Origin of the sequence: Streptomyces sp. LMG1-1-1.1 (assembly GCF_040815545.1) — a bacterium.
GTDB lineage: Bacteria > Actinomycetota > Actinomycetes > Streptomycetales > Streptomycetaceae > Streptomyces.
The window spans coordinates 67,665-88,634 of sequence record NZ_JBFPNH010000019.1 but is presented as its reverse complement, the minus strand read 5'-3'; the positions used below and the strand labels follow the sequence as shown (position 1 = coordinate 88,634).

Below are 20,970 nucleotides of genomic sequence, written 5' to 3'. Positions count from 1 at the left end.
GGTTCGTGGGAACTGCCGGACGGTCTTCGGAATTGCTGGAGAAACGGCCGGAAATGGCCCCTTCGAGTGACGCCCGGCGTGTCAAACATATGTCGAGAACTTGTGACACAAGCGTGACCGCCGAGGTACTAACGTGAGGTCCATGTCACCCACATCACGCACTCCCGAACCGCCCCGCGACGCTCCCGAGTCCTATGTGGGCCTCGACGCGGAAGGCGCCGAGCAGCTCGCCAGGGCACGTGGCTGGAGCGTCGTCAGGTCCCTGCCTCCCGGCTCGATCGTCACCATGGAATACCTGTCCGGGCGCATCAACTTCGAGGTCGAGGACGGGTCCGTCACCCGGTGCTGGCTCGGCTGACGGCGCCCCACCGCACACGGAAGGGCCCCGGCCGTTGTGGCCGGGGCCCTTCTCGTACGGCGTGGGGCGTCAGCCGCGGGTCGCCGGGGCGCGCCGGCCGCCGGCCACCCCCACGGGCTCGCGGACCGGCTCGCGGGCCGGCTCGTCGGTCCCGGACGGGCGCGGCGGGAAGAACCCCGGGCGCGGGCCTCCGGAGGCCACGGGCAGCGACGGCACGAGACGGCGGCGGTCCCGCAGCCGCTCCCGCGCACGGTCGCGTGCGGCGAGGATCCAGGACTCCACCACGGCGAGGAACGGCTCGCACCACGGCAGCGCGAGCAGGACGAGGAGTCCTGCGGCCCAGCCGAGCAGCACGTCGCTCAGCCAGTGCGTGCCCAGGTAGACGGTGGTGAGGCCCACGCCGAGCGCGACCACCGCGGACAGCGCGGACAGATAGCGCCGGGCCCGCGGGGTGGTCGCCAGGTAGGCGAGGATGCCCCAGGTCACGACCGCGTTGGCGGTGTGACCGGAGGGGAATATGTCGCCGCCGGCGAACAGCTCGGCGGAGCCGACCTGGGTCGCGTAGTGGGGGCCGAGACGGCCGAGTCCGAGTTTGACCGCACCCACCGAGACGTTCAGCAGCAGCAGGGCGGCGCCGAGACACAGCAGCGGCCGCAGGGTGTGCTGGCGCCAGGAGCGCCAGCCCAGCCATGCGGCCACCATGACGGCCGTGGGGCCGCGCTGACCGAGGACGACGTAGTAGTCGAGGAATCCGTGGATCTCGGGCCACTGCTGGTACGGCCGGAAGAGCATGATCTTCCAGTCGAGGGCCACCAGCCAGGTCGACAGCAACACGGCCACGACCATGGCGAGATAGAACGCCGACGTCCCGCCGAAGAGGGCGAGACGCGTGCGGGTCATCCGCGGGACCTCTATCTTCGGCGGTTCCGGCTCCCGGTCCAGCCGGGCAAAGATGTCGGTACGCACCCAATCGACGTTACAGGGAGTGAGAAGCAGACCCGGTCGTTCCGGCGCCTTCGTGATGACCATGTGATGTGGAGTAGGTCTCAGCGAGTGGTCTATTCCAGACGTCCGTCGGTAAATCAGATGACCTTCCTCCCTATTGTCGTGGGGGTCGATTCCGGAAGAGTGTTTGAACGCGACGGAATTTCCTCAAACAGGCGTCCGTGCGGAATTCCATGCGACGCGCGGACCGCCCGGAGTGGCGTACGCCACACCCGGAGCCCCGCCGGGGTGAGAGCTGCACCACGCGCTCGGGGCTTGAACTCGCGTACGCTGACGGCTCACTCGCCCGTCGATGCCGGGCCGCCCCAGGGGCATACGCCCTGGTCCGGGGCCCGCCGAGCGCGAGAGCTGCACTGGGAGGTACGTACATGTCGTGGACGAAAACGGCCCAAGGACTCCGTGCCGCAACAACCGGCAGGGGCGCCAACCGCTGGGTCGTCCTCGTCGTCCTCTGCGTCAGCCTCCTGCTGGTCGCCCTCGACGCGACCATCCTCCACGTCGCCGTCCCCTCGCTCACCGAGGACCTGCGCCCCAGCTCCACCGCGCTGCTGTGGATCGTCGACGCCTATCCGCTGATCTGCGCCTCGCTGCTGATCCTCTTCGGCACCCTCGGCGACCGGGTCGGACGACGGAGGGTGCTCCTCCTCGGCTACGCCCTCTTCGGCATCGCCTCGGCGGTCGCGGCCCTCGCCACCGAACCCTCGGTCCTCATCGCGGCCCGCGCGCTACTCGGCGTCGGCGGCGCGATGATCATGCCCGCGACGCTCTCCATCCTCCGGGCGGTCTTCCCCGACCGGCGGGAGCGCGCCACCGCCATCGGCATCTGGACCGCGGTCGCCGCGATCGGCGCCGCCACAGGACCGGTCCTCGGCGGCTTCCTCGTCGAGCACTACTGGTGGGGTTCCGTCTTCCTCATCAACATCCCGCTGATGGCACTCATCCTGCCGCTCGGCCGCCGGCTCCTCCCCGAGTCCCGGGGCGCGTCCGACGGCCCCTGGGACGTCCTCGGCGCGCTCATGGCCGCGGCCGGCGTCCTCGGCTGCGTCCTCGGCGTCAAGCGCGCGGGGGCGGGCGACCCGCTGCTCGCCCTCCCCACCGCGGGACCGCTGCTCGTCGGCGCCGCGCTCCTCGTCCTCTTCGTACGGCGGCAGAAGCGGCGCCCGCACCCGCTGATCGACCTGCGGCCCTTCTCCAGGGCCGCCTTCACCACCTCGGTCGGCTGCATCGTCATCGGCATGCTGGCCCTGGTCGGCCTCGAGCTCATCGCCGTCCAGTACCTCCAGCTGGTCCTCGGACTCAGCCCCCTGGAGACCGGCCTCCGGCTCCTCCCGCTCACCTTCGCCGCCATGGCCGCCGGCGCCACCGGCTCGTACACCCTGCGCAGGATCGGGCCGCGCCGGATGGTCGGCTGGGGCTTCGTCCTCACCGCCGCCGCCGTGCTGCTGCTGACCCTCATGGGACAGGACGACCGGCCGCTGCTCCTCACGGTGGGCTTCGTGCTGCTCGGCTTCGGCCTGCAGACCACGCTCTTCTCGGCGTACGAGTCGATGCTCAGCGAGGCCCCGCCGCAGAGCGCGGGCGGCGCGGCCGCGATCGGCGAGACCTCGTACCAGCTCGGCGCCGGCATGGGCATCGCCCTGCTCGGCAGTGTGATGAACAAGGCCTACGCCCCCGGGCTCACCGGGGTCCCCGGGGTCCCCGCGGAGGCGAGCCGGGCCGCGGCGAACTCGCTCGGCGAGGCCTACAAGGTCGCCGACCAGCTCGGCGGCACGGCCGGGGAAGCCCTGCACCAGGCGGCCCGCCACTCCTTCGTGAACGGGCTGCACATCACGCTCTGCGTGAGCGCGGGACTGCTCCTCGTGGGGGCCGTCATGGCCCGGCGGCTTCCGCGGGTGATGGACTGCCCGCTGGACTCGGACGCACCGGCCGCGGACACCGCCGACGTCCTCGGAGCGCGGGAGCCCGCGAGGGCGGTGGTGGCCCCGGAGCGCGGGGACCTGGTCGCGGAGCGCGGCGATCTCGTCGCGGGGCTCGCCGGGGCCGCGGACTCCGCCGTGACGGGGCTCCGCGGGACGCCCGGTCTCGCCGGGGTGACGGACGCGGTGTCCGTCGGGGCGGAGCGGTCCGAGTGTCCGGAGTCGTCCGAGCCGCGGGTGCCCGCGACCCGGGAAGCGATCGAGCCCGCCGGCTCGGGGCGCCCGGCGCACTGACCCGATCGCTCGGGAGGCGCGGTGCCGGGCCGGCGGACCCGGTCAGCTCTGGTTGAAGAAACCGTCCTGCCGGCGCCGGCCCGACTCGGTGACGATCTGGGTGTCGGCGGGGGTCAGCAGGAAGACCCGCGTCGCCACCCGCTCGATCGATCCGCGCAGGCCGAAGGCGAGACCGGCGGCGAAGTCGACCACGCGCTTCGCGTCGTTCCCCTCCATCGCGGTCAGGTTCACGATCACCGGAACGCCGTCCCGGAAGAGCTCGCCGATGCTCCGGGCGTCCCGGAACCCGTCCGGGGAGACGGTGGCGATCCGGCGGCCCCGCTCCTCGGCGGTGTCCGTGGCGACCCGGACCCGGGGGTCCGTCACCCAGGCGTCGCCGCTCTCGGCACCGTCGGCGTACTCGTCGTCGTAGTAACGCTCGTCGTTGTCCTCGACGAGTCCCAGCCAGGCACTCGCCTTGCGCACCGATCCCATGGACGCCTCCTTTCAGCGCGGTCACTTGTGGTTCCGCAATACCCATCGTCGTCCATGATGCGGATCGCGCGCCAAGTGGATAGGCGCCGCGCAGGGGATTCGTGACGGTACTGGTGCAGAACGTGAGGGCCGTTTTCTGGCGATTCGTCAGGAAACTTGCGGTATGCGGGCCCTGAGGGAGGGCCATGTTGCTGAAAATATGAAAGTCGGGCCGGAAGGGTGACGATGGGCGCGTACGGGTGAACGACCCCGCTCGCTACGATGCCGCGAGGCCGCTCGGCCGCACGTCGCACACTCCACGGGGGAGTCTCTTGTTCGGAATCGTCAGGCCCTGCACGCACCGCCTCACCGACGGTCTGAAGGTCGAGTGGATGGCCCACCTCTGCGGCCTCTGCCTGGCGCTCCGCGCGGACCACGGACAGTTCGCCCGGGTCGTCACCAACTACGACGGGCTCATCGTCTCGGTCCTGACGGAGGCTCAGACCGGTGCCGTCGCGAGCGGCCGCCGCACCGCGGGCCCCTGCCCGCTGCGCGGCATGCGGACCGCACCCGTCGCCCAGGGCGAGGGAGCCCGGCTCGCCGCCGCCGTCTCGCTGGTCCTCGCATCGGCGAAGGTGCGCGACCACGTCGCCGACCGGGACGGCCTGTTGGCCCGCCGGCCCGTCGCCGCCGCGGCCCGCCGGGTCGCCCGCTCCTGGGACAGGGCCGGGGCCAGGACCGGCCGCGCGCTCGGCTTCGACACCGCCGTCCTCGTCGACGCCGTCGACCGCCAGACCGGGATCGAGACCCTCGCGGGCCCCGGCACCCCCCTGCTCGCCGTCACCGAGCCCACCGAGACGGCGACCGCCGCCGCGTTCGCGCACACCGCCGTCCTCGCGGGCCGCCCGGGCAACGCGGCGCCGCTCGCCGAGGCCGGCCGCCTCTTCGGCCGCCTCGCCCACCTCCTCGACGCCGTCGAGGACCAGGCCGCCGACGCGCAGAACGGCGCCTGGAACCCGCTCACCGCCACCGGCACCTCCCGCGAGGAGGCCCGCCGGCTCGCCGACGACGCCCTGCACGGCATACGCCTCGCCCTGAAGGACGCCGAGTTCGCCGACGGCAAGCTCGCCCACGTCCTCCTCGCCCACGAACTCCGCACCTCGGTCGACCGCGCCTTCGGCACGACGAGCTGCTCCCACGGGGCGCCGGGACAGGGCGCCCCGCACGGCCACGGCCCCGTGCCGGGGAACCCGTACGCCACTCCCGGCGGACCCGGGCCCGGCAACCCCTACGCACCCGGCCCCGGTGGCCCCGCCGGCCCCGGCGGTCCGTACGCCCCCGGCCCCGGCGGTCCCGGTGGCCCCGGCGGTCCCGGTGGCCCCGGCGGACCGTTCCCGCCCGGGCCGCCCAACCGGCGCGGGCTGATCGCCGGATGCGCCCTCTGGGTCGGTCTGGCCTGCACCTGCCAGATGTGCTGCGGCACCTTCGAGGACCCCTGGAGCCGCCAGCGGCGCGACGGGCTCTGCCAGCAGTGCGACCCCGGAAGCTGCTGCGACTGCTGTGACTGCTGCAGCAACTGCTCCTCCTGCTGCGAGGGCGACGGCTGCTGCTGTGACTGCGACTGCGGCTGCGACTGCTGACCCGCCGTCGTCGCACCCGCCGGAACTCCCGTACCGCTACTTCGCGGGCGCCGGGATCTCCGGCGGGGAGATCTCGGACCGCGCGATGCCCGACCCCGTCACGCCCCACTTCCGCAGGATCCGGTCGTACGTCCCGTCCGCCTTCAGGCCGTTGACCGCGGCCTGGAAGGCGGGGGCCAGCGGGGTGCCCTTCTTGAAGGCGAAGCCGACGTCGAGCCGGCGGTACTCGTTGAGGAACTTCACGTCCCGCTGCTGGGTCACCGCGTACCGCACGCCGTTGATGGTGTTCATCACGACGTCGCTGCGGCCCTGCCGGAGCGACATCCAGATGGCGCCGGTCTCGCTGTAGACGTTCACCTCGTACGGCTCCTTGCCGGCCTCCGCGCACCGGCCCTTGTTCTTCTCCAGGGTCCGTTCGAAGGTGGTGCCGGCGTTCACGGCCACCTTCAGGCCGCACAGCTGCGTGAGGTCGGTGACGGCCTTCAGGGCGCTGTCGGCCCGGGCGGCGAAGCCCTGGCCGTCGTTGACGTACGTCACGAAGTCGATGGTCTTGCGCCGCTCCTCGGTCACGCCGAAGTTCCCGGTGCCGACGTCGTACTTGCCGCTGCCGAGCGCCGGCAGGATCGCCTCGAAGCCCACCACCTCGCGCTTGAGCTCCAGGCCGAGGGCCTTCGCCACGGCGGCCGAGAAGTCGGCGTCCACGCCCACCACGGTCGTGCCGTCGGGCAGGTAGGCGGAGCTCGGCGGGGTCGCGACCGAGGCGGCGAGCACGAGGCTGCCCCGCTGCCGCACGTCGGCGGGGAGCAGCTTCGCCGCGGCGTCGTTCTTCCGGACCCCCGACACCACGTCCTCGGTGGGGAGTCCGCCCTTCGCGGCGCCGGGCTCTCCCGACGCCCCCGCCGGGGAGGTCGCCGGATCGCCTCCCGTGCAGGCCGTGAGAGCGAGCGCGGCGGCGGTGATCAGGGCGAAGGCGACGGTGGTGCGTGCGGTGCCGGAACTCGTGCGCGTGCTCATGGCTTCGGGTTCTCCAGGAATTTCTCGAACGGCAGCGGGCCGATCGACTCGGGATCGGCGGTCACGTCGAAGAGCGGGCGGTAGCCGCTCGCCAGGTAGAGGCCCTTGGCCTCCGGCTGGCGCGGGCCGGTCGTCAGGTAGACACGGGAGTAGCCGCGCGCGGCGGCCTCCCGTTCGAGCACGGTGAGGACGCGGCGGGCGAGCCCGCGCCTGCGGTGCGCCGAGTGCGTCCAGATCCGCTTCAGCTCGGCCGTGTGCTCGTCGTAGCGGCGGTAGGCGCCGCCCGCCACGGGCCGGCCCTGCTCCAGGAGGAGCAGGAAGGCGCCGTGGGGCGGGGTGAACTCCGCCGCCGGATAGGTGGTGAGGTCGTGCGGGGAGCCGTACCGGGTCGTGTACTCGTGCGCCAACTCCTCGAAGAGCGGGCGCGCCAGGGGGTCGGTGGTCGTGGTCCGGTGCACGGACAACGCGAAGGTCATGAGGGTCCTTCAGGGCGAAGGAGGACAGGGAGGGGCGCCGGGGAACGGCGAGGCGAATCGGGGGAGTCGCCGGGAAGGGCCCGGCGGGACAGAGGAGACGCCGGGGAACGGCGAGGCAGGGCGGGGGAAAGCACGGAAAGCAGGGGAACGCAGGATGGCGCGAGGGGAGGGGGAGAGCTCAGGCGCTCACGAGGGGCCTGGGTGTGAAGGCGCCGCGGAGGACAGCACGCGGGCGGGGTACAGCAGGGGTCGGCTCAACAGGAAGAGGACCACACGCGACCGAAGTCGATGTGGGAGCGCTTGACCAGCTGCTGCGGATGCATGGCCTCAGTGGAACAGGCATCCGCTTCCGCGTCAACCGCGATGAGACGTACGGCTCACAGTGCGGACAGCCTTGACAGCGGGCCGTGTTGACCGCATAGCCTCGAAGGGCGGGATCGGGCTGAGGGGCCCGGGACCGCGCACCCCGCGTGTGAAGGCGCACCCCCGTGTTCGATCCACTCTCTGGCATCCACGGAGCCCTCGCATGTCCGCGACCCTCGTCAAGACGCCCTCCACGGCCCCGCCGACCGAACCGCCCCTCCGTATCGTCCCCGCCCGCCGTGCCGGGCAGTGGGCCGCCGCCGGCCTCGTCCTCGTCCTGCTCGCGCTCGGTCTCGTCTCGGTCGTCCGCAACAAGGCCTTCCAGTGGGATGTCGTCGCCGAGTACTTCACCTCGGCGTCCGTCCTGCGCGGACTGGGCCTGACCCTGTGGCTGACCGCCCTCGTCATGGCCCTGGGCTTCGTCCTCGGCACCCTGCTCGCGGTCCTCAGGCTGTCCGCCAACCCCGTTCTCCGCGCGGTGAGTTGGGGGTACGTCTGGTTCTTCAGGTCCACCCCGATCCTGGTCCAGCTGCTCTTCTGGTTCAACATCGGCGTGCTCTACCCGCAGATCCTCGGCGTGAACACCGTCAACCTCCTCGGCCCGGTCGCCGTCGCCGTCATCGGCCTCACCCTGCACGAGGCCGCCTACGCCGCCGAGGTCGTGCGCGGCGGCATCCTCTCCGTCGACCGCGGCCAGATCGAGGCCGCCCAGTCCCTCGGGCTCGGCCGGTGGCGCAGGCTCTCCCGGATCGTGCTGCCGCAGGCCATGCGCGCCATCGTCCCACCGGCCGGGAACATGCTGATCGGGACCCTCAAGGGCACCTCGATCGTCTCCGTCATCGCCGTCCAGGACCTGCTCTACTCGACGCAGCTCGTCTACCACCGCACGTACGAGATCATCCCGCTGCTCCTCGTCGCCACGCTCTGGTACGTCGCCGTCACCTCGGTCCTCGGCCTCGGCCAGCACTACGTCGAGCGGCACTACGCCCGCGGAACGGCCGGTGCCCGATGAGCCTCCGCCCGTCGATCGTCGTCGTGGGGGCCGGGCCGCGGGGGACCGGCTTCCTCGAACGGCTCGCCGCCAACCTGCCCGAGCTGTACGGCGACGGCCCGCTCGACGTCCACCTCGTCGACCCGCACCCACCCGGCCCCGGCCGCATCTGGCGCACCGAGCAGTCCCCACTGCTCTGGATGAACTCCCAGGCCGAGGACGTCACGATGTTCACCGACGAGACCGTCGAACTCGAAGGTCCCGTCCGGCCCGGCCCCACCCTCGCCGAATGGGCCGGCATCGACGGCCGCACCTTCCCCACCCGCCCCCAGCAGGGCGCCTATCTGCGCTGGGTGTACGAGCGGGCCCGCGACGCCCTGCCCGCCGGCGTCACCGTCCACGAGCACCGCACCACCGTCCTGCGGATCGGCGGCCCCCGCGAGGGACGCCAGCGGGTCTGGCTGGAGGGCGACGCCCTCCCCCTCCTCGCCGACCTCGTCGTCCTCACCGTCGGGCACCTCGACGCCGAACCCGACCGTGAGCAGCGGGAACTCGCCTCCTTCGCCGCCCGCCACCGGCTCACCCACCTGCCGCCCGACTTCACCGCCGACACCGACCTCGCCGCGCTGCCCGCCGGCGAACCCGTCCTCGTCCGCGGCCTCGGACTCGCCTTCGTCGACCTGATGGTGCTGCTCACCGAGGGCCGCGGCGGCCGGTACGAGGGCGAGGGCGACACGCTGTTCTACGTACCCTCCGGCGAGGAACCGGTGCTGTACGCCGGATCGCGCCGGGGTGTCCCGTACCACTCGAAGATCGGCTACGCCCTCGACGGCGAACGCCCGCCGCTGCCCCGCTTCTTCGGCGCCGAGCAGACCGACGCGCTGCTGCGGAGGCCCGGACCGATCGACTTCCACGGCGACGTGTGGCCGCTCGTCGACAAGGAGCTCGGCTGGGCCCACTACCACCGGCTCTTCTCCACCCACCCCGAGCGGACCTCGCTCGCCTGGAGCGACTTCGAGAAGGCGTACGCGGCGGCTCCGCCGCGCGGCGCCGAGCTGGCCGCCGTCGTCGCCGCGGCCGTCCCCGACCCCGCCGACCGGCTCGACCTCGACGCCCTCGACCACCCCCTGGACGGCATCCGGTTCGCCTCCGCCGAGGCGCTCCAGCACGGACTGCGCGACTACATCACCGACGACCTGAACCGCCGCCACGACCCCGCCCACAGCCCCGACGCGGCCGTCTTCGCCGCACTGCTCTCCGTCTACGGCCAGCTCCTGCGGCTCGGGAAGCGGATGGACCCCGGCTCCTGGTGGCACGGTTTCTTCAGCTACCTCGCCTCCGGCCCGCCCGGGCCCCGGCTGCGGCAGCTCCTCGCCCTGTCCCGCGCCGGGATCGTGCGCTTCCTCGGCCCCCAGGTCACCGTGGAGACCGACGAGGAGCGCGGGGTCTTCCGGGCCTCGTCCGCCGCGGTGCCGGGGGAGTGGACCGAGGCCCGCGCCCTGGTCGAGGCCCGGCTCCCCGAGCCCACCCTGGAACTCACCGGCAGCCCGCTGCTGCGCGCGCTGTACGAGGACGGGGCCCGGGCCACCGAAAGCGGGCTCCTCGTCGTCGACCCCGTCGACGGCCGGATCCTGGAGCGCGACGGACGCCCGCACCCGCGCCGCTTCGCGCTCGGGCCGCACACCACCGCCCGTGCCGGCGGCGCGTTCACCCGGCCCCGTACCGGAGGCGTCGCCTTCGGACAGAACGACGTCACCGCGCGCGCCGCGCTGACCTTCCTGCGCGACCAGGAGTGTCGCCTCCCGGCGCCGCTGAGCGCCTGACCCCGTGCCGCCGAGCGGCTGACCCCGCACCGCCGAGCGGCTGATCCCGTGCCGGCGGCCGTGTTCCGCACCGCGCCGAACGTGCCCGCGCCGACGAGCCCCCGGCCCGCGCCGACGAGCCCCCGGCACCCGACCCCGCGCCGCTCCCTCCCGTCCCGCCCTTCCGAGGAACCGCCATGTCTCTCACCAGTGATCCGCCCGCCACCGCAAGCGTCGCGAAGGACCCGCCCGGCATCCCGCCGGAGCCCGCCGCGCTCGTGGTCGTCCCGGTGCGCCACCCCTGGCGCTGGGTCGCCGTCGCCGCCACCGCCGTCCTGGTCGTGCAGTTCGGCCACGGGCTCGTCACCAACCCCGGCTGGGAGTGGGACGTCTTCGCCGCCTTCTTCACCACGGAGACGATCCTCGAGGCCGTCTGGGTCACCCTCCAGCTCACCTTCCACGGCACCGCCCTCGGCTTCGCCATCGGCATCGTCCTCGCCTTCATGCGCCTGTCGGCCAGTCCGTTCCTGCGGTCGGTCGCCTTCGCCTACATCTGGGCGTTCCGCTCCATCCCGCTCATCGTCCAGCTGCTCTTCTGGTTCAACCTGGCCTACCTGTACAAGGAGTTGAGCATCGGCATCCCCTTCGGGCCGAGCTTCCTCTCCTTCGACACGATGGGCCTGGTCGGCGAGATGGGCGCCGCGGTCCTCGGGCTCGCCCTGCACCAGGCGGCGTACGCGGCGGAGATCGTCCGGGGCGGCGTACTCGCGGTGGACGAGGGCCAGCTGGAGGCGGCGGCCTCCCTCGGCATCCCCCGGCTCCGCCAGGTCCGGAGGATCGTGCTGCCGCAGGCGATGCGCTCGATCCTGCCCAACGCCGCCAACGAGATCATCTCGCTCTTCAAGGGCACCTCGATCGTCTCCGTCATGGCGATCGGCGAACTCTTCTACCAGGTGCAGGTCGTCTACGGCCGCAACGGCCGGGTCGTCCCGCTCCTGATGGTCGCCACCGCCTGGTACGTCCTGCTCACCACCGCGCTCTCCGTCGTCCAGCACTACGTCGAACGCCACTACGCGAAGGGGAGCGTCCGATGAGCTCCGTCACCACCGCCGACAGCGCGGCCGGATCCGACACCACCACCGCCAAGGTCGAGATCCGCGCCGTCCACAAGAACTTCGGCCCGCTCCACGTCCTGCGCGGCATCGACCTCGACGTCCGGGCGGGCGAGGTCACCGTCGTCCTCGGCCCCTCGGGCTCCGGCAAGTCCACCCTCCTGCGGACCATCAACCACCTGGAGAAGGTCGACGGCGGCACGGTCAGCGTCGACGGCGTCCTCGTCGGCTACCGCCGCTCCGGCAACAAGCTGTACGAGCTGCGCGAGCGCGAGATCCTCAAGCAGCGCACCCGGATCGGCTTCGTCTTCCAGAACTTCCACCTCTTCCCGCACCTCACCGTCCTGGAGAACATCGTCGAGGCCCCCGTCTCGGCCCTCAAACGCCCCCGCAAGGAGGCCGCGGCCGCGGCCCGGAGCCTGCTCGACCGTGTCGGCCTCGCCGACAAGGCGGACGCCTACCCCAAGCAGCTCTCCGGCGGACAGCAGCAGCGGGTCGCCATCGCCCGTGCGCTCGCCCTCGAACCGGGCCTGCTGCTCTTCGACGAGCCGACCTCCGCGCTCGACCCCGAGCTGGTCGGCGAGGTGCTCGACGTCATCAAGGACCTCGCCGCCTCCGGCACCACCATGATCGTCGTCACTCACGAGATCGGCTTCGCCCGCGAGGTCGCCGACACCGTGGTCTTCATGGACGAGGGCCGGATCGTCGAACAGGGGCCGCCGGCCGAGGTGCTCGACAGCCCGCGCCACGAGCGCACCCGCGCCTTCCTCTCCAAGGTCCTCTGACCGCTTCTCCCCTCCCCGCGTTCGACCACTTCTCTCCCGCGTTTCCCTCGCACCCGCGTTTCCCATGCACCCCCGTTTCCCACGCACCCGCGTTTCCTACGCACCCGCGTTTCCCTCGCACTCAAGGAGCACCGCCATGACGTCCCGTCGCACCCTCCTCGCCGCCCTCGCCTCGCTCACCGCCCTCGGGCTCGTCACCGCCTGCGGTTCGGGCGACGGCGCCGTCGACGAGATCAAGCCGGAGGGCGGTAAGGGCACCGGCATCAACATCGGCCCCGACCAGAAGCGCGTCCACACCGCCAAGGTCGACGCCATCGCCGGGAAGCTCCCCGAGGCCGTCCGCAAGAGAGGCACCCTGGTCCTCGGCGTCTCCGCGAAGAGCAACCCGCCGCTCGCCTTCCGTGCCACCGACGACAAGACGCTGATCGGCGTCGAGCTCGATCTGGCCACCCTCGTCGCCGACACCCTCGGCCTGAAGCCCGAGTTCGACCCGGTGTCCTGGGAGAACCTCTTCGTCGGACTGGACAGCGGCAAGTACGACGCCGTCTTCTCCAACGTCACCGTCACCGAGGAGCGCAAGGACAAGTACGACTTCGCCACCTACCGCCTCGACGACCTCGCCTTCGAGGCGAAGAAGGGCTCCGGCTGGACGGTGAAGGGCCCCGAGGACGTGTCGGGCAAGCGGATCGCGGTCGGCTCCGGCACCAACCAGGAGAAGATCCTCGTCGACTGGTCCCGGCAGAACGAGAAGGCCGGCCGCAAGGGCGTCGACATCAAGTACTACGACAACACCACGGACTACTACCTCGCCCTCCAGTCCGGCCGCATCGACGGCTACCTCGGCCCCAACCCCACCGTCGCCTACCACGTGGCCTCCGCCGGACAGACCGAGGCCGTCGGCAAGTTCTCCGGGGCGGGCGCCGGACTCCAGGGCAAGATCGCGGCCACCACGAAGAAGGACAGCGGCCTCGTCGCCGCCTACGCGGCCGCCATCGACCACCTGGTCGAGAACGGCACCTACGCCGAGGTCCTCAAGCGGTGGGGTCTGAGCAGCGAGGCCGTGCAGAAGTCGGAGATCAACCCGCCCGGCCTGCCCCGCACCGAGAACTGAGCCCTCCCCGCCCTGTTCTCCGAACCGCCCCGAACCCGTTCCGAACCGCCTCCGAACCCGCTCCGAGCCGACTCCGACCCCGTTCCGAGCCGACTCCGACCCCGTTCCGAACCCGCTCCGAGAGAGACCGCATGACCAGCACACGACCCCTCCACCTCGCCGCCGAGCTCGCCCCGGGCTCCGGCCGGCCCGGCCCGGGCCCGGACACCGCCGCCCGTACGGTCGCGCTCGCCCGGCTCGCCGAGGCCGCCGCGCTCGACTTCGTCACCCACGACGACTCCTTCGCCCGGCCCGGCCTGGACGCCCTCGCCGTCCTCGCCCGGGTCGCGCCCGAGACCCGCTTCGTCGGCCTCGTCCCGACGGTGACCACCACCCACACCGAGCCCTTCCACGTCCAGGCCGCCGTCGCCACCCTCGACTGGGTGAGCCGCGGCCGGGCGGGCTGGCGGATCGAGGTCTCCCCGACCGGCGCCGAGGCCCGGCTCTTCGGCCGCCGCCCGGCCCCGCCGACCGCCGAGCTCTGGCAGGAGGCGGGCGAGGTCGCCGAGGTCTCGCGCAAGCTGTGGGACAGCTGGGAGGACGACGCCGAGATACGGGACGTGGCGACCGGCCGTTTCGTCGACCGCCGCAAGCTGCACCACGTGGACTTCCAGGGCGCGACCTTCTCGGTCAAGGGACCCTCGATCGTCCCCCGGCCCCCGCAGGGCAACCCGGTGACCGTCGTCGACGCCACCCGCCCGGCCGCCCGGGACACCGCCGCCCACCACGCCGACGTGGTCCTGATCCGGGCCTCCTCGGCCGAGGAGGCCGCCGCCCTCCGCGCCGAGCTGCACCGGACGGCCCGCGCCCACGGCCGGGACCCCGGGCAGCTGCGGGTGCTGCTCTCGCTGACCGTGGACCTCGACGCGTACGAGGGCGGGCCGGGGGCGCTCGCCGAACTGATCGCCGGCTGGCACGGGGGCGGGGCGGTGGACGGCTTCCACCTCGTGCCGACCGTGCCGGAGCGCGACCTGGAGCTGTTCGCCGCGGGGACGGCGATCCGGCTCAGGGACCGCGGCCTGTTCCGTACGGCCTACGAGGGCGCCACCCTCCGCGACCACCTGGGCCTCGCCCGTCCCGTCAGCCAGTACGCGACGACGGCGGCGTCCGCATGAGCCGGGGCGGGCGGCGGATCCATCTCGCCGCGCACTTCCCCGGCGTCAACTCCACCACCGTCTGGGCGGATCCGCGGTCCGGCTCGCAGATCGACTTCTCCTCGTTCGAGCACCTCGCAAGGACGGCGGAGCGCGGTCTGTTCGACTTCTTCTTCCTGGCCGAGGGGCTGCGGCTGCGCGAGCACGCGGGGCGCATCCACGACCTGGACGTCGTCGGCAGACCGGAGTCGATCACCGTCCTGAACGCGCTGGCCGCCGTCACCGACCGGCTCGGCCTGGCCGCCACGGTCAACGCCACCTTCAACGAGCCGTACGAACTGGCCCGGCGCCTCGCCTCGCTCGACCACCTCAGCGCGGGCCGGGCCGGCTGGAACGTCGTCACCTCCTCGGACGCCTTCACCGGCGAGAACTTCCGGCGCGGCGGCTACCTGGACCGGGGCGACCGGTACACGCGGGCCGCCGAGTTCGTCTCGACCGCCCGGGAGCTGTGGGACTCCTGGACACCGGACGGCGCCCAGCGGCCCTTCGCCCACAGCGGGCCGCAGTTCCGGATCGGCGGAGGGTTCACCGTCCCGCGCTCCCCGCAGGGGCATCCGGTCGTCATCCAGGCGGGGGACTCCGCCGAGGGGCGGGAGTTCGCGGCCTCGGCGGCCGACGTGATCTTCACCCGGCACTCCACCCTGGAGGCGGGCCGGGAGTTCTACGCCGACGTGAAGGCGCGGCTCGCCCGGTACGGACGGGCGCCCGGGGACCTGAAGATCATGCCGGGGGTGACCTACGTCCTCGGCGACACCGACGCCGACGCACAGGAGAGGGCCGCCGAGATCCGCCGGCAGCAGGTCTCCCCGCAGAACGCGATCATCGCCCTGGAGCAGGTCTGGGGCCGCGACCTGTCCGGCTACGACCCCGACGGGCCGCTCCCGGACGTCGACCCCGACCCCGAATCGGCGCTCGTCCAGGGCCGGGTGCGGGTCGCCGATCCCGTGGCGGTGGCCCGGAAGTGGCGGGCGCTCTCGGAGGCGAAGGGGTGGTCGATCCGGCAGACGGTCATCGAGTCGTCCGGCCGGCAGTCCTTCGTGGGCTCCCCGGCGACGGTGGCGGCGGCCCTGGAGGAGTTCGTCGCCGCGGACGCGGCCGACGGCTTCATCCTCGTCCCCCATCTCACCCCCGGCGGCCTCGACGACTTCGTCGACCGGGTCGTCCCGCTGCTCCAGGAACGCGGGGTCTTCCGTACGGAGTACTCCGGCACCACGTTGCGGTCGCACCTCGGGCTTCCCGCACCCGTATGGAAGGGTCGGACACCATGAGCACGGATCCACGGCAGGACTGGCAGCACTGGCACGAGCAGCGGGAGGCCGCGGTCTCCTCCTCGTACGGCCCGCTCTCCCTCGCGGGCACCCACTGGCTCTCGGACGTCCCGGAGGGGCGAATTCCGGCCGTTCCCGGCGAGTGGCGGGAGGACGGGGACGAGGTGGTCCTGACGGCGGACGCCGGGGACGGGTTGACCGTCGACGGCAAGCCCTTCGCCGGCACGGTCCGGCTGGGCGCCGACCACGGCCCGATCCACGAGTCCCGGGTCGAGGCGGCGGGCCGGCGGCTCGTCCTGCTGCGGCGCGAAGGGCTGTGGGCGGTACGGGACTTCGACCCCGGCGCGGAGGCGCGCCGCGCCTTCCGGGGCATCGAGGCCACCCCGTACGACGAGCGCTGGGTGGTGCCCGGCACCTACCGGCCGTACGAGGCGAGGCGTCATGTGCGGGTGGAGAACGCCGACGGCCGGGAGCGGGGTCTGGGGCTGGCCGGTGAGCTCTCCTTCGAGCTGCACGGCGGGGAGCACACCCTCCAGGTGGCGGTCGAGGACGACGGCACGCTGTGGGCGGTCTTCGCGGACGCGACCAGCGGCCGGGACAGCTACCGCTTCCGTTTCCTGCGGCCGGAGGCCCCGGCGGCGGACGGCTCGGTGACGGTGGACTTCAACCGGGCGCTGCTGCCGCCGTGTGCCTTCGCCGACCACTTCCTCTGCCCCTTCCCGCCGCCCGGGAACACGCTCGACACCGCCGTGGCGGCCGGGGAGCGGCGGCCGAACCGAGCCTGACGTGGGCTTTCCCGCGGGTGTACGGATGACGGGCGCCCCCGGCCAGGACGGCCGGGGGCGCCCGCCCGCGCGGCGGTCTTGTGCGTTCTCGCCGAGAGGGCCACTATCACTCGTGGTGCATGTCAGGGACACGACACCTGATGGCGCCTCACGGGCCCGCCACCCACGGGCCCCTCCGTTTTCTTCCAGAAGGAGAACAGTGAGGAGCACAGTGAGGAACACCCGCACCCGCCTGCTCGCCGTCGCCGCCGGCCTCGCCGCCGTCACGGCCCTCGGCCTCCCCGCCGCCCAGGCCGCCCCCGCCCCCGGCCCCGCGGCCGCGGCCCTGCTCGCCCGCGCCGACGCCGCCGTCGACGCCGCCGGTGTCGGCGGCACCGCCTGGTACGTGGACAGAGCCGCCGGCCGGGTCGTCGTCACCGTCGACTCCACCGTCACCGACGAGGGCATCGCCAGGATCCGCGGGGCGGTCGGCGCCGACGCCGGGGCGCTGAGCGTCCAGCGCGCCCCCGGCGTCTTCAAGCCCCTGCTCGCGGCCGGGGACGCCATCTACGGCAACGGCTACCGCTGCTCGCTCGGCTTCAACGTCCGCAGCGGCAGCACGTACTACTTCCTCACCGCCGGGCACTGCGGCAACGTGGTGAGCACCTGGTACGCCAACTCGGCCCAGTCCACGCTGATCGGCGCCACCAGCGGGTCCAGCTTCCCGGGCAACGACTACGCCCTGGTCCGCTACGACAACACCTCGCTCGCCCACACCGGCGGCTTCACCGCGGCCGACGCCTACGTGGGCGAGGCCGTCAAGCGCTCCGGCTCCACCACCGGCACCCGGAGCGGCACCGTCACCGGGCTGAACGCCACCGTCCGCTACTCCGGCGGCGGCACCGTGCGCGGCATGATCCAGACCAACGTCTGCGCCGAGCCCGGCGACTCCGGCGGCGCGCTCTACGACGGCACCAAGGCGCTCGGCATCACCTCCGGCGGCAGCGGCAACTGCTCGACCGGCGGCACCACGTTCTACCAGCCGGTGCCCGAGGCGCTCGCCAAGTACAACGTGAGCCTGTACTGAGCGACCCCTACTCGTTGAGCAACTCCTGTACGTAGCTTGCCAGTTGAAGGCCGTACGGCTGAAAGACGCCCTTGCGGCGTGAAGTCGTACGGCCCGAGACTCCCCCCACAGCGCCGGCCCCTGGCCGCGCCTCACGGGTCCGACACCCCACTGCGGGCCCCCCATTCCCCTCTGGAGGAACGAGAAGTGAGGACCATGCGCACCACCCCCACGCGTAACATCCGGATGCTCGCCGTCGCGACCGGGCTCGCCGCCGCCGCGGCGTTCGCCGTCCCCGCCGCCAGCGCCGACTCCGCCGGAACCTTCGGCGCCGCCCAGCTCACCGCCGCGGGCGACGCCGTCCTCGCCGCCGACGTGGCCGGCACCGCCTGGCGCGTCGACCCGGCGAGCGGCACGGTGGTCGTCACCGTCGACTCCACCGTCTCCCCGGCCGAGATCGCGAAGATCAAGCGGCAGGCGGGGGCCAACGCCGGCGCGCTGCGCGTCGAGCGCACCCCCGGCAGGTTCAACAAGCTGATCTCCGGCGGCGACGCCATCTACGCGAGCAGCTGGCGCTGCTCGCTGGGCTTCAACGTCAAGGACAGCGCGGGGAACTACTACTTCCTCACCGCCGGCCACTGCACCGACGGCGCGGGCACCTGGTACTCCAACTCGTCCCGTACGACCGTGCTCGGCTCCACGGCCGGATCGAGCTTCCCGACCAACGACTACGGCATCGTGCGCTACACCAACACCTCGGTGACCAAGTCCGGCACGGTCGGCAGCGTCGACATCACCAGCGCCGCCAACGCCACCGTCGGGATGTCCGTCACCCGCCGCGGTTCGACGACCGGTATCCACAGCGGCACCGTGACCGGTCTGAACGCCACCGTGAACTACGGCGGCGGCGACATCGTCTACGGCATGATCCAGACCAACGTCTGCGCCGAGCCCGGCGACTCCGGCGGCCCGCTCTACTCGGGCAGCCGGGCGATCGGCCTGACCTCGGGCGGCAGCGGCAACTGCTCCTCGGGCGGCACGACGTTCTTCCAGCCCGTGACGGAGGCGCTGAGCGCCTACGGCGTGAGCGTGTACTAGGCGGCACCGGGCCCGGAAGTCCCTTGGTGGATGTGTTCGCAATGGGACTTCCGGCCCCTCTCTCCGGGCCTTTCTCCGCCCCTTCTCGCAGGTCACCGGGTGTCGAATCAAGACATCAGAGACATAGGGACCCGAAGAAGGAGTGCCTGCCATGGAGGCCAAGGAGAGGGTGGACGGACTGGTGCGGGACGCCCTCGGGGCGCTCGCCCGGTTCGAGACCCTCGACCAGGAGCAGGTCGACCACATCGTCGAGAAGGCCTCGCTCGCCGCGCTGAGCGCGCACGGGGACCTGGCGAAGCTCGCCGTCGAGGAGACCGGGCGCGGCCTCTTCGAGGACAAGGCCGTCAAGAACCTCTTCGCCTGCGAGCACGGGCGGCGGCTCCCCGATGGACGCGGCGAAGATCATGTGGCTGATGTACGAGCGGCCCGAGGTCGAGTTCGCGGACAGCAAGGAGAAGTTCTTCGACATCCGCAAGCGCGCCTACCGCTTCCCGAAGCTCGGGGAGAAGGCGAAGCTGGTCGCGATCCCGACCACGTCGGGCACCGGCAGCGAGGTCACTCCCTTCGCGGTCGCTCGCCGACTACACGCTCACCCCGGACGTCGCCATCGTCGCCCCGGTGCTGCCGCTGAACCTCCCGGCCACGGTCACCGCCGACTCCGGCCGGCCTGGTCCACGCCATGGCCCACACCCTCGGCAACACCTTCCACGTCGCCCACGGCCGCACCAACGCGCTGCTGCTCCCGCACGTCATCCGGCACAACGGCACCGTCACCCACAAGGCCGTGCCGTGGCCGAAGGCCGAGGTCTACCGGGCCCCTGAGCGCTTCCAGGAGATCGCGCGGATGCTCGGCCTGCCGGCCGCGACCCCCGAGGAGGGCGTGGAGTCCTACGCCAGGGCGGTCGAGGAGCTCCGTACCCGGTGCGGCATCCCGGCTTCCTTCCAGGAGGAGGGCGTGGACGAGGCGGCCTTCCTGGCGGCCCTGCCGCAGCAGGCGATGAACGCCTACGCCGACCAGTGCGCGCCCGCCAACCCGCGGATGCCGATGATCGACGAGATGAAGGAACTGATGACCCGGGCGTACTACGGCGCGTAGAGCCCCGGCACGGTGAAGGCCCCCGCCGCGCGGCGGGGGCCTTCCTGCCCGTGTCCGGGTGGGCCTTCCGTGTCGCCCTACGGGCGGACCTCGCCCACCTCGTCGGCGATCGGCTCCGCCTTCGGATGCCGCTTCACCGAGGACAGCACCAGGGTGACGGCCGCGCCCACGATCGCCCAGACCGACAGGATCACCATCGAGGCGGTCATGTCGTTGCCCTTGAAGTACGCGATCGAGCGGGCCGACCAGGTACCCGCGCCCGGTGGCAGGTACGGGCCGATCGCCCGCCAGAACGGCGGCAGCATCGGCAGCGGGAAGGCGCCGCCCGCGCTGGGGTTGCCGGCGATCACGATGAGCAGGATCGCCAGGCCGATGCCGACGATCCCGAAGACGGACTGGAGGGCGAGGGTGGCGGCGCCCACGGCGAAGACCACCAGGGTGCCCAGGCCCCACAGGGCCGCGACGCTGCCGGGCAGGGCGCCGAGGATCGGGCCGACGATGATCGCGCCGCCGAGACCGCCGAGCGCCGCGTAGAGCGCGAGCACCCCGAGCCGGATGATCGCCCGCTCCCGGTTCGCGGGCCGCGAGCCCGCGCTGATCGCCAGGATCGCGGCGCAGATGTAGCCGCCGACGCACCAGCCGATGACCAGGTAGAAGGCGGAGAGTCCGTTGAAGTCCTGGGAGGAGGACGGGGCCACGTCGACGGTCCGGACGAGGCGCTGGTTGGCCGCCTCCAGCTTCGTGATCATCGCCTCCAGGGTCGCGGAGAGCACCTTGCCGCCGCCGGAGGCGACGAGCAGGGTGTCGGTGCGGCCCCGGGGGTCGACGATCAGGGCCCCGTCGATCTCCCGGTTCATGATCTGGTCGCGCGCCTCTGCCTCGTCCGCGACCACGTGCGGGTCGAGGGGGTCGCCGGGCAGCTTCTCCAGCCGGTCGTTCAGGGTGGCGGCGATCTGCTGCTGAGGGGCGACCACGCCGAAGGGGACGTCCACGGGCTTCGGATTGTGCAGGGCCCCGACGTACGAGGTGATGAACAGGAGCTGGAGGGCGAAGACGCCGACGACGAGCAGGGCGGCTCGTGGGGTGACGGCGCTTTTCAGTTCATCGACGAAGCTCATGCCCCCCAGGCTCGGGGGAGTGCGGTGTTTCCGCAGGTGGGAAGGGT

General features: G+C 72.5%; 20 protein-coding genes and 1 pseudogene. 15 read left to right on the top strand and 6 right to left on the bottom strand.

Going from position 1 to position 20,970, the window contains the following annotated elements; genetic code table 11:
• The first annotated feature begins 142 nt into the window (after window positions 1-142).
• Window positions 143-358, top strand: a complete 216-nt coding sequence (locus tag MRBLMG1_RS09835; protein ID WP_367822786.1) for an I78 family peptidase inhibitor — start codon at window positions 143-145, stop codon at window positions 356-358.
• 69 nt (window positions 359-427) lie between these two features.
• On the opposite strand, the gene MRBLMG1_RS09830 is transcribed toward MRBLMG1_RS09835, so the two are convergent.
• On the bottom strand, window positions 428-1,258 hold the full coding sequence (locus MRBLMG1_RS09830) for a phosphatase PAP2 family protein (RefSeq protein WP_414721517.1): 831 nt from the start codon (window positions 1,256-1,258) through the stop codon (window positions 428-430).
• A gap of 473 nt (window positions 1,259-1,731) precedes the next feature.
• Here MRBLMG1_RS09830 and MRBLMG1_RS09825 point away from each other — a divergent pair, with 473 nt between their 5' ends.
• Window positions 1,732-3,573, top strand: coding sequence for an MFS transporter (locus MRBLMG1_RS09825; protein WP_367822783.1), 1,842 nt, complete (start codon window positions 1,732-1,734; stop codon window positions 3,571-3,573).
• Window positions 3,574-3,615: 42 nt separating this feature from the next.
• Here the strand turns inward: MRBLMG1_RS09825 and MRBLMG1_RS09820 are convergent, their stop codons facing one another.
• On the bottom strand, window positions 3,616-4,047 hold the full coding sequence (locus MRBLMG1_RS09820) for a cell division protein SepF (RefSeq protein ID WP_367822782.1): 432 nt from the start codon (window positions 4,045-4,047) through the stop codon (window positions 3,616-3,618).
• Between the two features lie 311 nt (window positions 4,048-4,358).
• On the opposite strand from MRBLMG1_RS09820, the gene MRBLMG1_RS09815 reads away from it, so the two are divergent.
• On the top strand, window positions 4,359-5,666 hold the full coding sequence (locus tag MRBLMG1_RS09815) for a DUF5685 family protein (RefSeq protein ID WP_367822780.1): 1,308 nt from the start codon (window positions 4,359-4,361) through the stop codon (window positions 5,664-5,666).
• Between the two features lie 36 nt (window positions 5,667-5,702).
• Here MRBLMG1_RS09815 and MRBLMG1_RS09810 read toward each other — a convergent pair whose 3' ends face one another.
• Both MRBLMG1_RS09810 and MRBLMG1_RS09805 read right to left on the bottom strand, forming a co-directional pair.
• The gene (locus MRBLMG1_RS09810; protein ID WP_367822778.1) at window positions 5,703-6,680 is read right to left on the bottom strand and encodes an ABC transporter substrate-binding protein; all 978 of its coding nucleotides are present in this window, start codon (window positions 6,678-6,680) and stop codon (window positions 5,703-5,705) included.
• A complete protein-coding gene (locus MRBLMG1_RS09805) occupies window positions 6,677-7,156 on the bottom strand; it encodes a GNAT family N-acetyltransferase (protein WP_367822776.1) in 480 nt (159 codons plus the stop codon). The genes MRBLMG1_RS09810 and MRBLMG1_RS09805 overlap by 4 nt, the downstream gene beginning before the upstream one ends.
• Before the next feature lie 526 nt (window positions 7,157-7,682).
• Here MRBLMG1_RS09805 and MRBLMG1_RS09800 point away from each other — a divergent pair.
• The 10 genes from MRBLMG1_RS09800 to MRBLMG1_RS09755 all read left to right on the top strand — a co-directional run bounded on the left by MRBLMG1_RS09800 (window position 7,683) and on the right by MRBLMG1_RS09755 (window position 18,709).
• Window positions 7,683-8,531 carry an amino acid ABC transporter permease gene (locus tag MRBLMG1_RS09800; RefSeq protein ID WP_367822774.1) on the top strand — a complete coding sequence of 283 codons (849 nt, stop codon included), beginning with the start codon at window positions 7,683-7,685 and terminating at the stop codon, window positions 8,529-8,531.
• A complete protein-coding gene (locus MRBLMG1_RS09795; RefSeq protein WP_367822772.1) occupies window positions 8,528-10,333 on the top strand; it encodes an FAD/NAD(P)-binding protein in 1,806 nt (601 codons plus the stop codon). The genes MRBLMG1_RS09800 and MRBLMG1_RS09795 overlap by 4 nt, the downstream gene beginning before the upstream one ends.
• Window positions 10,334-10,509: 176 nt before the next feature.
• Window positions 10,510-11,406, top strand: coding sequence for an amino acid ABC transporter permease (locus MRBLMG1_RS09790; RefSeq protein WP_367822771.1), 897 nt, complete (start codon window positions 10,510-10,512; stop codon window positions 11,404-11,406).
• Complete coding sequence (locus MRBLMG1_RS09785; protein WP_367822769.1) at window positions 11,403-12,209, top strand: amino acid ABC transporter ATP-binding protein; 807 nt, start codon at window positions 11,403-11,405, stop codon at window positions 12,207-12,209. The genes MRBLMG1_RS09790 and MRBLMG1_RS09785 overlap by 4 nt, the downstream gene beginning before the upstream one ends.
• 136 nt (window positions 12,210-12,345) lie before the next feature.
• Window positions 12,346-13,320 carry an ABC transporter substrate-binding protein gene (locus tag MRBLMG1_RS09780; protein WP_367822768.1) on the top strand — a complete coding sequence of 325 codons (975 nt, stop codon included), beginning with the start codon at window positions 12,346-12,348 and terminating at the stop codon, window positions 13,318-13,320.
• Window positions 13,321-13,451: 131 nt separating this feature from the next.
• Window positions 13,452-14,474, top strand: coding sequence for an LLM class flavin-dependent oxidoreductase (locus MRBLMG1_RS09775; protein ID WP_367822767.1), 1,023 nt, complete (start codon window positions 13,452-13,454; stop codon window positions 14,472-14,474).
• Window positions 14,471-15,781 (top strand): NtaA/DmoA family FMN-dependent monooxygenase, encoded by a 1,311-nt coding sequence (locus MRBLMG1_RS09770; protein ID WP_367822766.1) that lies wholly within the window; start codon window positions 14,471-14,473, stop codon window positions 15,779-15,781. Before MRBLMG1_RS09775 ends, MRBLMG1_RS09770 begins: the two co-directional genes overlap by 4 nt.
• Complete coding sequence (locus tag MRBLMG1_RS09765; protein WP_367822764.1) at window positions 15,778-16,566, top strand: DUF1684 domain-containing protein; 789 nt, start codon at window positions 15,778-15,780, stop codon at window positions 16,564-16,566. Before MRBLMG1_RS09770 ends, MRBLMG1_RS09765 begins: the two co-directional genes overlap by 4 nt.
• A 199-nt stretch (window positions 16,567-16,765) precedes the next feature.
• Window positions 16,766-17,632, top strand: coding sequence for a S1 family peptidase (locus MRBLMG1_RS09760; RefSeq protein ID WP_367822762.1), 867 nt, complete (start codon window positions 16,766-16,768; stop codon window positions 17,630-17,632).
• Between the two features lie 195 nt (window positions 17,633-17,827).
• Window positions 17,828-18,709: a S1 family peptidase gene (locus tag MRBLMG1_RS09755; RefSeq protein ID WP_367822760.1), complete on the top strand. Its 882-nt coding sequence runs from the start codon at window positions 17,828-17,830 to the stop codon at window positions 18,707-18,709.
• Window positions 18,710-18,824: 115 nt separating this feature from the next.
• Here the strand turns inward: MRBLMG1_RS09755 and MRBLMG1_RS09750 are convergent, their stop codons facing one another.
• Window positions 18,825-19,178 (bottom strand): hypothetical protein, encoded by a 354-nt coding sequence (locus MRBLMG1_RS09750; RefSeq protein WP_367822877.1) that lies wholly within the window; start codon window positions 19,176-19,178, stop codon window positions 18,825-18,827.
• On the opposite strand from MRBLMG1_RS09750, the pseudogene MRBLMG1_RS37445 reads away from it, so the two are divergent.
• Window positions 19,081-19,372 (top strand): annotated as a pseudogene (locus MRBLMG1_RS37445) (iron-containing alcohol dehydrogenase); the annotation flags it as partial. The gene MRBLMG1_RS09750 and the pseudogene MRBLMG1_RS37445 overlap by 98 nt on opposite strands.
• A gap of 16 nt (window positions 19,373-19,388) precedes the next feature.
• Window positions 19,389-19,805: a hypothetical protein gene (locus tag MRBLMG1_RS37440; protein ID WP_422664610.1), complete on the top strand. Its 417-nt coding sequence runs from the start codon at window positions 19,389-19,391 to the stop codon at window positions 19,803-19,805.
• 77 nt (window positions 19,806-19,882) lie between these two features.
• Here the strand turns inward: MRBLMG1_RS37440 and MRBLMG1_RS09740 are convergent, their stop codons facing one another.
• Window positions 19,883-20,923: a DUF3533 domain-containing protein gene (locus MRBLMG1_RS09740; RefSeq protein WP_367822759.1), complete on the bottom strand. Its 1,041-nt coding sequence runs from the start codon at window positions 20,921-20,923 to the stop codon at window positions 19,883-19,885.
• Window positions 20,924-20,970 lie beyond the last annotated feature (47 nt).